This is a genomic window from Brevibacterium sp. UCMA 11754 (genome assembly GCF_021532275.1).
Taxonomy (GTDB): Bacteria; Actinomycetota; Actinomycetes; order Actinomycetales; family Brevibacteriaceae; genus Brevibacterium.
The window spans coordinates 145,570-159,079 of the sequence record NZ_JACBOT010000025.1 but is presented as its reverse complement, the minus strand read 5'-3'; the positions used below and the strand labels follow the sequence as shown (position 1 = coordinate 159,079).

The 13,510-nt window shown below is 63.1% G+C and carries 10 protein-coding genes and 1 other RNA gene; 6 read left to right on the top strand and 5 right to left on the bottom strand.

The annotated features are described in order from the left end of the window. Window positions 1-337 precede the first annotated feature (337 nt). The 5 genes from ftsE (at window position 338) to ssrA (ending at window position 4,351) form a co-directional block, all read left to right on the top strand. Complete coding sequence (gene ftsE, locus HX613_RS14445; RefSeq protein ID WP_143923458.1) at window positions 338-1,027, top strand: cell division ATP-binding protein FtsE; 690 nt, start codon at window positions 338-340, stop codon at window positions 1,025-1,027. Further along, window positions 1,024-1,938 carry a permease-like cell division protein FtsX gene (gene ftsX / locus HX613_RS14440; protein WP_235345947.1) on the top strand — a complete coding sequence of 305 codons (915 nt, stop codon included), beginning with the start codon at window positions 1,024-1,026 and terminating at the stop codon, window positions 1,936-1,938. The genes ftsE and ftsX overlap by 4 nt, the downstream gene beginning before the upstream one ends. 1 nt (window position 1,939) lies before the next feature. Further along, complete coding sequence (locus HX613_RS14435) at window positions 1,940-3,169, top strand: M23 family metallopeptidase (RefSeq protein ID WP_235345946.1); 1,230 nt, start codon at window positions 1,940-1,942, stop codon at window positions 3,167-3,169. A gap of 181 nt (window positions 3,170-3,350) precedes the next feature. Continuing rightward, window positions 3,351-3,821, top strand: a complete 471-nt coding sequence (smpB, locus tag HX613_RS14430) for an SsrA-binding protein SmpB (protein WP_101573034.1) — start codon at window positions 3,351-3,353, stop codon at window positions 3,819-3,821. A 154-nt stretch (window positions 3,822-3,975) separates the two neighbouring features. Continuing rightward, window positions 3,976-4,351, top strand: a transfer-messenger RNA (tmRNA) gene (ssrA, locus tag HX613_RS14425). Between the two features lie 169 nt (window positions 4,352-4,520). Here ssrA and HX613_RS14420 read toward each other — a convergent pair. The 4 genes from HX613_RS14420 to speB all read right to left on the bottom strand — a co-directional run bounded on the left by HX613_RS14420 (window position 4,521) and on the right by speB (window position 10,765). Next, a complete protein-coding gene (locus HX613_RS14420) occupies window positions 4,521-6,173 on the bottom strand; it encodes a thiamine pyrophosphate-binding protein (protein WP_235345945.1) in 1,653 nt (550 codons plus the stop codon). A gap of 326 nt (window positions 6,174-6,499) precedes the next feature. Then, on the bottom strand, window positions 6,500-8,017 hold the full coding sequence (locus HX613_RS14415) for a sodium:solute symporter (RefSeq protein WP_235345944.1): 1,518 nt from the start codon (window positions 8,015-8,017) through the stop codon (window positions 6,500-6,502). A 49-nt stretch (window positions 8,018-8,066) separates the two neighbouring features. Continuing rightward, the gene (locus HX613_RS14410) at window positions 8,067-9,752 is read right to left on the bottom strand and encodes a thiamine pyrophosphate-binding protein (RefSeq protein ID WP_235345943.1); all 1,686 of its coding nucleotides are present in this window, start codon (window positions 9,750-9,752) and stop codon (window positions 8,067-8,069) included. Window positions 9,753-9,754: 2 nt separating this feature from the next. Next, window positions 9,755-10,765 (bottom strand): agmatinase, encoded by a 1,011-nt coding sequence (gene speB / locus HX613_RS14405; protein WP_235345942.1) that lies wholly within the window; start codon window positions 10,763-10,765, stop codon window positions 9,755-9,757. Window positions 10,766-10,900: 135 nt separating this feature from the next. On the opposite strand from speB, the gene HX613_RS14400 reads away from it, so the two are divergent. Next, window positions 10,901-12,364 (top strand): PucR family transcriptional regulator, encoded by a 1,464-nt coding sequence (locus HX613_RS14400; protein ID WP_235345941.1) that lies wholly within the window; start codon window positions 10,901-10,903, stop codon window positions 12,362-12,364. A gap of 36 nt (window positions 12,365-12,400) precedes the next feature. On the opposite strand, the gene HX613_RS14395 is transcribed toward HX613_RS14400, so the two are convergent. Beyond that, entirely contained in the window at window positions 12,401-13,510 is a 1,110-nt protein-coding gene (locus HX613_RS14395) for a histidinol-phosphate transaminase (RefSeq protein ID WP_235345940.1), read from the bottom strand.

Genomic DNA, 13,510 nt, shown 5'->3' with positions numbered 1-13,510 from the left:
CAGCCACAACAGGCGGAATTCAGCCGCGGCATGCGGATTTCAGTGACGATTGCGTGACTGACAGCGTTGAATACAGGGTTGAGTGTGGGCTTGCGTTCGTTTTTCTCGAGGAATTCGAACGTAAGCCCACACTCAACTGCCGTCGAAAGCTGCCGTCGAAAGCTCCGCCTCCAGCGGGGCCGACGAAAGCTCAGCCTCCAGCGGGGCCGGCGACCGCCTCGGCGGCTGTGAACTTCCTCCAATGCGCAACACACGCCCTTAAGCCTCCCGGAACATGACGGAGCTGTTACGTACAGTGGAAGCGGCCGAGCCATCCGCGACATGATTGAAGACCCTCTTGATCAAATTCGACTCAGTTTCGAAGTCCTACGACGCACGCTCCCGCAGAGCACTCGACGACATCTCGTTCGAGGCCGAGCGTGGAGAGTTTGTGTTCCTCGTCGGAGCTTCGGGCTCGGGTAAGTCCACGGTCATTCGCCTCATCCTGCGCGAAGAGGTCCCCAGCACCGGGCGCATCCACATCGCCGGAAAATCGGTCGTGAAGATGCCCAGCTGGAAGGTGCCCTACCTGCGGCGGGGGATCGGCACAGTCTTCCAGGACTTCCGTCTGCTGCCGAACAAGACCGTCTTCGCCAACGTCGCCTTCGCCCTCCAGGTCATCGGCAAATCCCGGGCGTCCATGTCGACCCTGGTCCCCGACGTCCTCGAGACCGTCGGACTGGCCGGCAAAGAGAAGCGCTACCCCAACGAACTCTCCGGTGGTGAGCAGCAGCGCGTGGCCATTGCCCGTGCCGTCGTCAACAAGCCGGGTATCCTGCTCGCCGATGAGCCCACAGGCAACCTCGACCCGACCACCAGCGCCGACATCATGTCGGTGCTTGAGAAGATCAACCGCAACGGAACCACAGTGCTCATGGCCACTCACGACGGAGAGATCGTCAACCGGATGCGAAAACGAGTCATCGAACTCTCCGAGGGGACAATCGTCCGCGACGTCGAAGAGGGCACGTACGGAGTCGCCTCATGAGGGCCGGATTCATCCTCTCCGAGGTCTGGTCAGGGCTGCGCAAGAACGTCTCCATGGTCCTGTCCGTGGTGCTCGTGACCTTTGTGTCCCTGCTCTTCGTCGGCGCCGCGATCCTGCTGCAGATGCAGGTGGGGCAGATGAAGGACTACTGGTACGACCGCGTCCAGGTCTCCGTCTTCCTGTGCCCACCCGACTCCGAAGCCACCAACTGCGTCGAAGGCGAAGCCACCGATACGCAGAAGAAGAACATCGAAGACCAGCTGAACAGCTCAGAGCTTGCCCCCTACGTCGACGAGGTCTACTTCGAAGACAAGGGTGAGGCCTTCGAGCACTTCCAGGACCAGTTCAAGGGCACCAGCCTCGAAGGCACCGTTCCCGAAGACGAGATGAACGAGTCGTTCAGGGTCAAGCTCCAGGACGCCGAGAAGTACGACATCATCAAAGAATCGTTCTCCTCGACCCAGGGCGTCGAGGAGGTCGTTGACCAGAACCAGCTCCTCGACCGCCTGTTCAGCGTCCTCAATATCGCCACCGTCGTCGCTGTCGCGATTGCCGGAATCATGCTGCTGTGCGCCATGCTGCTCATCGCCACGACCATCCGACTCTCCGCGTTCTCAAGGAGACGCGAGACCGGAATCATGCGCCTGGTGGGTGCGTCGAACACCTTCATCCAACTCCCGTTCCTGCTCGAAGGCGTCATCGCCTCGGCGATCGGTGCGACCATGTCCGCCGGTGCGCTGGGGCTCCTCGTCCACTTCGGCGTCAGCGGCTGGTTGGAAGGGCAGGCGACGGGCTTCAGTCTGATCTCCGGAGTCAACGTCCTCATCGTTGCCCCGATCCTCATCGCCATCGGTGTGATCATGGCCGGTGCATCATCCCTGATCACTTTGAATAAGTACACGAAGGTCTGACATGAAACGCAGACTCGGCTTAGCGGTGACGGCAGCGGTGCTGGCTGTCATCCTGCCCGTGAGCTCGGCGGGGGCTAATCCCCGCGATGACAAGAGCAAAGTCGATGACCGGGTCAAGGAGCTCCAACAGGAGTTCGAGGGACTCGACGAGGACCTGGCCCGAGTCATCGCCGAACGCGACGCGGCGGAAGAGAAGCTGCCCGACGCTGAGGCCGCGTCGAAGAAGGCCGACGATGCTCTGAGTGAGGCCATCGAGAAGGATGACGCCATGGCCGCGCGACTCACCTCGGCGGAGAATGCACAGTCGGATCTCAAGACCTCGATCAAGGACGGCGCGGAGGAGATCGACAAGCACAAGACCTCGGCCGCGCGCATCGGGCGTCAGGCGTATCAGAACTCGGGCATCACCTCTGACCTGGCGATGCTGCTGCAGATGGCCGAGGGGACAAGCGCCGACGGTGGAATCGGGCGCGTGGACTCCGCCGTCCGGTCACAGCAGCGCACGATCGACAACCTCTCCGAGCAGCGAGCGGTCAATAAGAACAACGAAGAGCGCCTCTCGGGTGTCACCGATGAGATCTCGGACCTCAAGGACGAAGCCGCTGAGGCGGTGCTGGCCAAAGAGGCCGCACAGATCGATGCGAAGAAGAAGTCCGACAGCCTCAACGACATCATCTCCGCGAAGGACGATGCGGAGAAGACGATCTCTGACAACAAAGCCACGACCGAGGAACAGCTGAAGAAGGAACAAGACGAGCAGGACCGGCTGGCGAAGAAGGTTCGCGAGTGGGAGAAGGAGCAGGAGAAGAAGGGCAAGTTCGTCTATGGAGACGGCGAGCTGGCCAATCCGGCTGAGGGCTATCCCATCACCTCGCCCTTCGGCTACCGCATCCACCCGATCACCGGTGCCAAGAAGCTGCACTCGGGAACCGACTTCGGCGTCCCCTGCGGCACCCCGATCCGGGCCGCCGGCGACGGCATCGTCGTGACCTCGGGATGGACTGGCGGCTACGGCAACCGCGTCGTCATCTCCCACGGAAAGATCAAGGGCGACTCGATCGCCTCGACGTACAACCACAACACGGACCTCAAGGTCCACGATGGGCAGAAGGTGAAGAAGGGCCAGGTCATCTCGGATTCGGGTACGACCGGCGCATCCACCGGCTGCCACCTGCACTTCGAGGTCATGAAGAACGGCGGATACGTCGATCCGATGCCCTATATCTCCTGACTGCAGCCGATTGAGCGCGGCCTCGCCGAGGTGGGCCTTCGGTAGGCGTCAGCGTGGCCTTTCGTCCGCGATATCATTGAGCTAGAGTTGTTGGTCTGCGTGTCTACGCGGTTGAGCAGTCTTCCGAGACTGATAGCCGCGGTCGGACACACTGATCCGAGACATAGGAAGGAGGCCGGTCATGCCGAAGGAAACTGGCAAGAAAGTCATCGCGAGGAACCGCAAGGCGCGCCACGACTATCTCATCGAAGATACGTGGGAGGCCGGTCTCGTGCTGAGCGGAACCGAAGTGAAGTCACTGCGAGAGGGCAGGGCGTCGCTGACCGACGGGTTCGCGCTGATCTTCCAGAACGAAGCGTGGCTTGAGGGTGTCTACATTCCCGAATACGCACAGGGGACATGGACGAACCACACGGCTCGCCGACGCCGGAAGCTGCTGCTGCACCGCGAGGAGATTCTCCGGCTGTCGCAGAAGGTCAAGGAGTCGGGGCGCACCCTCGTTCCGCTGGAGCTGTACTTCGACGGTTCGCGCGTCAAGGTCGAGATCGCGTTGGCCAAGGGCAAGCGTGAATGGGACAAGCGTCAGGCCCTGCGTGAAGCGCAGGACAAGCGTGAGGCAGAGCGGGCGATCAAGTCCAAGCAGTTCCTCTGAATCTGCTCCACTGACACCAAAGATCTGACTGATTTCCCGTCCGCGGGAATGCAATTGGGTCGTGTGGTGTTGTGGGAGTATGCTGGTTATTCTGGTCGGCGCATGAGCCTGTTTGTGCAGGTGGATGCGCTGGGCAGATTTGGTAAAAGAATATGGGGATGATCGGTTTCGACGTCGGACACTGCGACGGGAGAAGCGGGCCGAGAATGTAGAGTCATCTCGTTAATGTCCTCTGCAAACAATAGGTGCTAAGTCTAATAACCGCACCGATTTCGCCCTCGCTGCCTGATTAGGCCGAGCTGCGAATCCGTCAGTCTAGAGTTGCTTCCGCTCTAGGTCCTGGCGTCGCTTAGGGAGCCACTGCTTCAGATATTCGTTGAGGGTATCTGAGGGACTTTTACTCAACTCCGTTCGTTGGTCCACATGTTCGTGTGAGGGCCAGAACCTAAGAAACTACTTCACGAACTGCGCCCGGAGAAGTCCTGACAATCTGCCGACGGACGCGGGTTCGATTCCCGCCATCTCCACTTCAAAGCCCTGGGTTCCTCGTGAACCCAGGGCTTTTTCTGTTGGTTCCCGGCACCCTTGTTCCAGGGAGTCGTCTCTCCTCGACGTTCAGAACACGAATGATCAGGACTGAACGACCCCGGCAATTCAGATGTCTGAGTGGCCAGAGCCTGGATACGTCAGCATTGATCTCTACGAGTTCACACGGATGACTTCCTCCTGATACGGCGCAATGACAGCACCCGAGATCCGCAGGTCGAGCACCAGGAACTTCCGTTCGTCGACCGGAGTTGCCTTCCATTCGTTGACGATGTCGAGGTCGGCCAGCGAGTGGACGGCAACACCGTGCCCTCCTGCGGCGCTGCCCAGCGCCGCGAAGTCGATCTCATCGATGAGCATCGGTGCCCTATTCAGGCCCTTGAGTCCGTACAGATTCACCTCTGCGCCATAAGCGGCATCGTTGAAGACGACGGCCATGCCGCGGCCTCCGGCTGAACGGACTGCGGTGTCGAGGTCTGACAGGGCCATGGCGCCGCCCCCGTCGCCTGTGGTGAGAACGATGGTCGAATCCTGATTGGCGCGTGCTGCTCCTGCCACGCTGTGCCAGCCGAGGCCGATCGACTGGAACGCCGTGCCGACCATCGCCAGACGGTCGGGTGCACTGGGCTCCCAGAACATGTTCGCCCACGCGATGAAGTGACCTCCATCGGAGACGACAACTCGGTCCTCGGGCAGCAGCTCACCGAGGCGTGCTGCCGCAGCACGTGGGTCCAGGCGACCATCCTCGGCGAATTCCGTACCCATTTCGTAGGCCCGGTCAGCGGCCGTATCCACGGTCTTGCGCCACCCGCTAGCTACCGCACCCGAGGCCTCCAGTCGTGTGACCAGCTCGCCCGCAGTAAGCTTCACATCGCCGCGGATGAAACCGCCGACCCGGGCATTCGTGGCCCGATCATCGGTGTCGATCTGCCAGACCGCAGTCGACGGGTGGAACAGCTCGCCGAAGCGCATCGTGAACTGATTGAGCGAAGCCCCGAAGACGACGGCGAGGTCCGCCTCACGGATTCGCTCCATGGCCTCAGGGGCGCCGAAGCCTCCGGCCACGCCGAGGTCATAATCGGCATCTGGGAAGACATTGCGGCCAAGGGCAGTCGTCGTAGTCAACGCCCCTGTGGCATCTGCCAGGGCGCCGAGCTCGGCCTCTGCACCTGCCAACCACGCACCTCGGCCGGCCAGCAGGATCGGTCGTTCCGCCTCGGCGAGGGCAGCCGTCAGACGATCGAGCGAGGTCTGTGAGAATTCGGACGAGGGCGCCAGGGGAGTAGGTCGTCCGGGTCCTGGAACCGAGGGAATCTCACCGATGTCGAGGGTTGCGACGTCGTAGGGGATCGCGAGGACAACGGGCACTTGGTACGTCAGTGCGTGCTCGATTGCGGTGACAGTCGCGGCGGCCGCATCGACGCGACCGACGGTATAGGTGCGCACACCCACCGCCGAGGCCATAGCGATCTGGTCGACATCCCACGGGCGGGGTCCGGACGTGGGTTCGTCACCGACGACAAGGACGAGGGGAACCTTGGCCTGCGCGGCTTCGGCCAGCGCAGTGAGGGTGTTCGTGAACCCGGCGCCGTAGGTTGTGGTGGCCGCGGCGATTCTGCCGGAGGTGCGGAAGTGCGCATCGGCGGCGACGACGGCGCCGGCTTCGTGTCGAACGGCAGTGTAGGTCGCCGAGGTGGAGGTCAGCAGAGCATCGAGGAAGTAGGCGTTGCCGTTGCCCATGAGTCCGAAGACTTCATCGATGTGGTGGGCCAGAGTGTGGGCGACGTGTGCCGAAGTGTGAGCCATCAGGGGCCTTTCGCGGATGAGAGATATGGAAAAGAACGATCCATATATGTCTCACACGCGAATTCCGCGGCTTCGCGCTCCTTTTTCGAGCGCCGGCTGTTCGGCAGCAACCGGATTCGACGTTGGCACCGGCCTGACCATTCGAATATAGATCACGGCAGGCCGGTCGGCAAAGTTCGCCTGGACGGCATGGACCCAGCTGGACCGCGAAACGGGACGAGCGTCGAAAAACGCACGCGCGCATGAGAGATTCGACGCAGCGTGCGTTTTTCGATGGCGGGTCCGCAGCGCAGCCAGCTGTGGGACTGCTGGTGGCTGGGTGCCTGCTATCTGTTCAGGCGTTCCTTCCATGCGGCCATGACCTCTGGTGGTGTCGGCTTCGATACCAGGGAGCCGATGACGTAGCCGAGCAGTGAGGCGATGAGACCCAGGTAGATGGCCTCGTTCGAGTAGATGCCCATTGTGATCATGATGACGATCGTGGTGAGTGAACCCAGGATCATGCCCGCCATGACGCCGATGATGTTTCCGCGTTTGAAGATCAGCCCACCGAGGATGGGGATGAAGAGTCCGGCCACCAGCAGGTTGTAGGCGACCGTCAGTGCCTCGACGACACTGGGCATGATCATCGCGAGGATGAGGGTGACTACGCCGAGTCCGATGAGGTAGATGCGAGAATCACGGATCTCGTCTCCGGTCTCGCGGACCAGCGATTTCACCAGCGTCGACTTCGTCGCCCCGCCGGAGCTGAGAGGAGAATCGTCGCCGTGCACCGGATCGGCGTCACCGGCTGATTCAGCAGTCACCGGAACGATGTCCTTGCGAGCAAGCAGGGGCTCGACGATGTCCTGGCGGCACACCGTCGCAGCAGCCATGAGCGAGCCGGAGGCCGTTGACATCATTGCCGCCAGTGCCGCGGCGAGGACGAATCCGCCCAGCAGGGGCGACATCGCAGCATCGACGACGGCGACGAACACATCGTCTTGGACTTCGATCCCGGGAACGATCTTCGTGGCGGCCATGCCGATGAGCGCACCGGCCACGGCGTAGAGCAGGCAGTAGATGCCTGCCGACAGCCCGCCCCACCTGGCCACGCCCGGGCTGCGCGCTGTGAACACCCGCTGCCAGATGTCCTGACCGATGAGGAGGCCCAGAGTGTAGATGAGGATGTAGCCGAGAATTGCCTGCCAGCCGATGCCCACCGGGCTGGTCTGCTCGGCCGGGAGCGATGAGAACAGCTCTCCGATGCCACCGGATTTGCTCAGCACGATCGGCAGCATGATGAGGAAGATGCCGATGGTCTGGATGAAGAACTGCACGAAGTCGGTCAGCGTGATCGACCACATTCCGCCGAGCATCGAGTAGAGGATGACGATTCCACCACCGATGAGCACAGACCAGAACTTATTGATGTCGAAGAGCGCGTGGAAGATCGTCGCATAGGCGACCGTCGACGTCGTGGAGATCATCAGCCCGTAGGCGGTCATGATCGCGCCCGACACCAGGCGGGAGCCTTTTCCGTAGCGCAGCTCCAGCATCTGTGAGACCGTGTAGATCTCCAACTTCTGAATCCGCGGGGCGAAGAACAGCGAGAGTGCGATGATGCCCAGGCCGATGCTGAAGACCAGCCACATCCCCGACAGCCCCGAGGTGTAGCCGAGGCCGACGCCGCCGATAGTCGAGGCACCGCCGAGGACGACCGCGGACATCGTACCCGTGTACAGCCACCCTCCCAGGCGGCGGCCCGCGACGAGGAAATCGTCCTGATTCTTCGCCTTGTACCGGCCCCAGATTCCGAACCCCACCATGGCGGCGAGATAGATGATGACGACTAGAGAGTCCACGTCGACCCTTTCTTATTTGGCTGCATGAGCAGTCGGCTCAAAGGGTGCTTCAGCACCCGAGTGTGATGTGAATGGTGGTGGGAACGGTCCGTTCCATCGCCTCGGCGACGGCGGCCGGGAGCAGCTCATCGATTTCGGACTCAGCGATCGTCACCCCTGACCCACCCATGGACTGGCCCAGGGCAGCGAAGTCGGGACGGGCAAGTCTGACCGCGAACGGCTCGATCGTCCGGTCGACCATCTGAGCCTCGATTTCGGCGTACCCGCCGTTGTCGACGATGACGAAGGGAATCCCCAACCCCAGTTCGCCCGCCGTCATCAGCTCCTGGATGGAGAACATGGCGGCTCCGTCGCCGAGGATGCAGGCCACGGGGCGCGCATCGTCGGCCAGCTTTGCCCCGATGGCCGCAGGAATTCCGTAGCCCAAGGTCGCAAAACCGGGCATGTAGAGCAGCTGATCGGGTGTGCTGGCCGTCAGCGCGTGCACCGACCCGTCGTAGGTGACCTGGGACGAGTCCCCGGCGACGACCACAGAAGGCCCCGCGCCCTGTTCGACGAGGCGAGTGACACGAGCGCCGATGGACTCGAAGTCGAAGTCCGAACCCCAGGAGGCTCGGATCTCCTGAACGCGTTCGGCTCCGCTTCCGGTGGAGGTGATTTCGCTCGCCGAGGTGGTCGTGCGCGCGTTCTGGTTCAGCTCGGTCATCAGCGCGGTGAGGAATTCCCCCGCATCGGCGCAGGCGAGGATGTCTCCGCCGAGGTTCTTGCCCAGCTGGTCGGGGTCGATATCGCAGCGGATGACGACCTGTGAGGAGGCCTCGTCGCGGATGCCGGCCGAAGTCTGGGCGCCGATGAGCCCGCCCCAGAGGTCGGAGTCGGCGAGTTCGGAGCCGAGGACGATGAGCACATCGGCTGCCGCGGACTCGGCTTGAACACTGGGGAAGCGAACGTTGGAGCCCAAGGACAGCGGGTGCTCCTCGGAGACGATGCCCTTGCCATTGGCGGTTGTGGCCACAGGGGCATCGAGTTCCTCCGCGAAGGCCCTGACCTCGGCGCTCGCCTTGCGGGCCCCGCCACCGGCGACGATGAGCGGACGAGTGGCACCGGCCACCGCCTCGGCGGCACGGGAGATGACTCGCGGGTCCAGACCCGGACGGCGGCCAGGGATCTGCGTCGGCACACTGCCGTTCCAGACGCCCTCGAGCACGTCGAGGGGAACCTCGATGTGCACGGGGCCCGGGCGTGATGAGGAGAACATGGCGAACGCTTCGGCGACGACCTGCGCAGCACCCTCGGCCGTGCGGGTGCGCTGAGAGGAGACCAGCAGGCGGTTCAGCGCCCCGGAGGAGTCCTTTGTCTCATGGAGCATTCCGACATCGGCGCGCTCGAGCCCGGTCGGAACACCGGGGGAGAGGATGAGCATCGGGCGCGACTCCGCATAGGCGGTCGCCGCGGCCGTGATGACATTCGTCAGCCCTGGACCCGAGGTGGTGATGACGACTCCGGGTTTGCCGGAGACGAGGAAGTATCCGTCGGCACCGTAGCCGGCACCCTGTTCGTGGCGTGGTGTGATGGCACGGATGCCGAATTCGCTCAGGTGTCGGTAGAACTCGAGGTTGTGTGTGCCGGGAATTCCGAAGATCGTGTCGACGCCGTGCGCGGCCAGGGTCGCGATGACGGCCCGGCCGCCGTTGCGGAACTCCTCGACGGGCATGGTGTCCTTGTCATCTGCCATCGTCAGACTCCGAGGGCTTCGCCGCTGGGGCCCGAAGGACCGGTGAGACCATTGGTCTCGGCAGCCCACAGGGAGAGCATTTCGTAGCCGACATGGGCGGCGGCGAGTCCGGTGATCTCGGCATGGTCATAGGCGGGCGCCACTTCGACGATCTCGGCTCCGACGACATTGAGCCCCTGCAGTCCGCGAATCGAGTTGAGCAGTTCGCGGCTCGTCATGCCGCCGGCCTCGGGGGTGCCTGTGCCGGGGGCGGCAGCAGGGTCGAGGACGTCGATGTCGACGGACAGGTAGACGGGTGCATCGCCGAGTCGTCTGCGCATCCGAGCCACGACTTCCTGGACGGACGTGAACTGGTAGTCGTCGCTGCGGATGATCTGGAATCCGAGCACAGCATCGTCTTCCAGGTCCTTTTCGCCGTAGAGCGGTCCGCGGATGCCGACATGCATGCAGGACTCGAGGTCGAGCAGACCTTCTTCGCTGGCGCGGCGGAACGGGGTGCCGTGCGTGTACGGGGCACCGAAGTAGGTGTCCCAGGTGTCGAGGTGGGCGTCGAAGTGAAGGACCGCGATCTTGCCGTGCGTCTTGTGCAGGGAACGCAGGTTCGGCAGGGCCAGCGTGTGGTCGCCGCCGAGTGTGAGCAGCTTGGCCCCATCAGCGCGCATCTCATCGGCTGTCCGTTCGACTTCAGTGATGGCCTCCTCGATGTCGAAGGGGTTGACGCCCAGGTCACCACAGTCGGCGACCTGCTGCCAGGTGAACGCGTGGACGTTCGTTGCCTGGTTGTAGGGGCGCAGCAGCTTGGAGGACTGGCGGATGTGGGCGGGGCCGAATCGTGCGCCCGGACGGTAGCTGACGCCGGCGTCGAAGGGGACTCCGAGGATCTTGACGTCGATCTTCTCACCCGGTCGCTGTGCTTCGACCTCGTCGATGCGCGGGAGCAGGCCGAAGGTCGGTGGCCCCGCGAAACGTGGTGTCTTGCTGTAATCGGCTGGTCCAATGGGCTGAGTCGACATCGGCTCTCCTTTGAAATCGTGAATGCTCTCGGTGGTGCGTGATTGCCATCAGCCTAGGACGTGGCTCACACAACGCGAATATCCATCATGGAGTTTTTGTAAAAGTGGATATCCATTGCGGATAGTATGGATCCCATGGTCACATTGGGTCAGCTCTGGGCACGTCAGGAACTCGCGCTCGACGTCGTCGTCGATTCGCCGAGCGCCGGCTCGGCCGACGTCACGATCGTGCACTCCTCGGAGCTGCCCGCGGTCGACGAATGGTTAGCTGGGGGAGAGGTCCTGCTCACGATCGGCGTCGGCCAGGACCTCGGCGGCGAGGGCGTGGGTGACTATGTCGGGCGCCTCAAGCGTGTGGGTGTCCTTGCACTCGGCATCGGCCTGGGTTCCGCTTTGCCGTGGCAGGCGCTTCCGCCGGCACTGATCGAGCACGCAGAAGCTCAGGAGCTTCCACTGTTCGGGGTCCCCGAACCTGTTCCTTTCGTCGCAGTCGTCGATGCCTTCACGAGAATGCGTGAGGAGGAGACGAATCGAGAGCTCACCCGGGCCAGCAGTGCGGGGCGGCGGTTCGCCACCGACCTCGCGCACCAGGGGCCCGCCGCGCTTGTCGCCGATCTGGCCAGCACTTTGGGCACGGACGTTCGGTTCGTCTCACCCACAGGCAGGGGACTGACCGGCACCGATGCCGAGAACCTTGTGCGTCATGACCTGATTGCCGAAGCTCTCAAACCCTCGATGGCCCCACGTCTTCTGCGTACTGAGCTGGGAATCGTCGAAGCCGTTCCGGTCGGAGACGAGCAGGTTCGAGGATGGATCCTCGCCCCCGCCGAGGTGACCGGCAATCCGCGCACCCGTGGCCTGCTGCTGTCCACTGCAGCGGCACTGCTGAGTCTGAGCATCACAGAGGTCCCGCCTCGGCGATCGGATTCAGAGCTCTTCACGACTCCCTTGACGGCGGGAGAGGCTCGGGCCGAGTGGGTGCGTGAGACTGGCCTGGCTCCGGTCTCGCGAGTGAAGTTCACGGTCTTCGGCAATGTGCGTGGCGGGGTCCGAGAGACGCTGCTGGGTGATCTGGGTGATGGAACACTCCTGGTCCGCGCCGGTTCGATGCTCGGGGTCATCGAACCCGGTACTCAGAGTGCGGACCCGGGCCGCCTCGATACGGCCGAACTGGCAACGGATCATGAGAGTACGGTCGATCAGGTTGCGGAGGTCACCGGACTCGACAGGCTGTTTGCGAAGATGATCCCACTGACCCAGGTCCACCACACCTGGACCGTGTGGCGAACACAGCACGAAAGCGCGACCTCGGATGTGCGGGCACTGCTGTCGTCGATCGATGAGTCAGCGGCGCAGAGATTCGTCGACCGAGTGCTGGGCACGCTCCTCGCTTCACGCGACGAACAGGACCTGCTGCTGACGCTGCGAGCCTTCATCGCAGCAGGAGGAGTGCGGGATGCGATCGCCGCTGAACTCGGCATCCACCGCCACACAGTGCGTGCACGGATGGCGAAGATCGAGACGCTGTTGGGCCGCGACCTGAACCGGGCGGAATCGGTCCAAGCCGTGGCCTTGGCCCTTGAGCTTGCAGAGCTCTGAGAGGTGCCCCGGGCCGGCCCGGCCAGCTCGATGTGCTCAGCCGAAGTGCTCGGAGTAGAAGGCTGCGGCGACCGCGAGGACACGGTCGAGCCCTTCTCGTTCGCCGATGCTGATACGCACCCCGTCGCCGAGGTTGCGCACCGCAACGGCCTGCTCGACGCAGGCATCTTCAAAGGCTGCCGACAGTTGGCCAAGGGGCAGCCACACGAAGTTCCCCTGCGCCTCAGGCACGTCCCACCCCTGGTCGCGCAGCGCGTGGGCGAAGTCGTCGCGAACGGCAGCGATCTCCTTGGCTCGGACGTCGACTTCCTCGCTGTGGCGCAGTGATTCCAGTGCGGCCGCCTGGCTGATATCGGTGACACCGAAGGGGATGACGGCTTTCAGCAGCCCTTGGATCACGGCTGTGTGGGCGAGGGCGTATCCGACGCGCAGGCCTGCCAAGGCATGAGCCTTGGAGAAGGTCCTGACCAGGACGACATTGGGATGATCGGCGACTAGGTCGACGCCATTGACGACGCCCTCAGCGGTGGCGAACTCCCAATAGGCCTCGTCGAGGGCGACAAGCACATGGTCTGGAACCTGTGTGAGGAACCGGCGGACCTCATCGTCGCGAAGTGCTGGTCCCGTCGGATTGTTCGGGGAGCAGAGAATGATGAGACTGGTTCGATCGGTGATCGCCGCCGCCATGGCGTCCAGATCGTGTCGACCATCGTCGCGTACCGGCACCTCTATCCGTTTCGACCCGGCCAGCCCTGTCGTCTGGGGATACATTTCGAATGACGGCCAGGGATAGATCGCCTCCGTGGTGGCATCCGAAGTGATCTGGGTCAGTGCCACGAGCAGTTCGCTGGCGCCAGTGGTCACGACGAGTTCATCGATGCTCACACCGAGGCGCTCGGCCAGCTCGGTGCGCAGCGCCAGTGCTCCGTCATCGGGGTAAAGAGCGGGGTTCTTCGCGTGAGCGACCATGGCGTCGGTGACCGCCGGCAGCGGCTCGAGGTAGTTTTCGTTCGAGGACAGCTTGAATGAGGAGACACCATCGATTCGCTTGGGCGCCTTCCCCGGAACGTACGGCGGGAATGTCTTCAGCGAGGCCCGCAGCCGCGGGGTCGAAGTGCTGCCAGCAGAGGTGTCCGGAGAGTTCAT

Bases quoted from the DNA above. Each gene is read 5' to 3' on its own strand.
- HX613_RS14410 (WP_235345943.1), bottom strand. From the start codon at position 9,752: ATGGCAGATGACAAGGACACCATGCCCGTCGAGGAGTTCCGCAACGGC.
- ftsX (WP_235345947.1), top strand. From the start codon at position 1,024: ATGAGGGCCGGATTCATCCTCTCCGAGGTCTGGTCAGGGCTGCGCAAG.
- HX613_RS14420 (WP_235345945.1), bottom strand. From the start codon at position 6,173: ATGGCTCACACTTCGGCACACGTCGCCCACACTCTGGCCCACCACATC.
- smpB (WP_101573034.1), top strand. From the start codon at position 3,351: ATGCCGAAGGAAACTGGCAAGAAAGTCATCGCGAGGAACCGCAAGGCG.
- HX613_RS14400 (WP_235345941.1), top strand. From the start codon at position 10,901: ATGGTCACATTGGGTCAGCTCTGGGCACGTCAGGAACTCGCGCTCGAC.
- speB (WP_235345942.1), bottom strand. From the start codon at position 10,765: ATGTCGACTCAGCCCATTGGACCAGCCGATTACAGCAAGACACCACGT.
- HX613_RS14395 (WP_235345940.1), bottom strand. From the start codon at position 13,510: ATGAACTCTCCGGACACCTCTGCTGGCAGCACTTCGACCCCGCGGCTG.
- HX613_RS14435 (WP_235345946.1), top strand. From the start codon at position 1,940: ATGAAACGCAGACTCGGCTTAGCGGTGACGGCAGCGGTGCTGGCTGTC.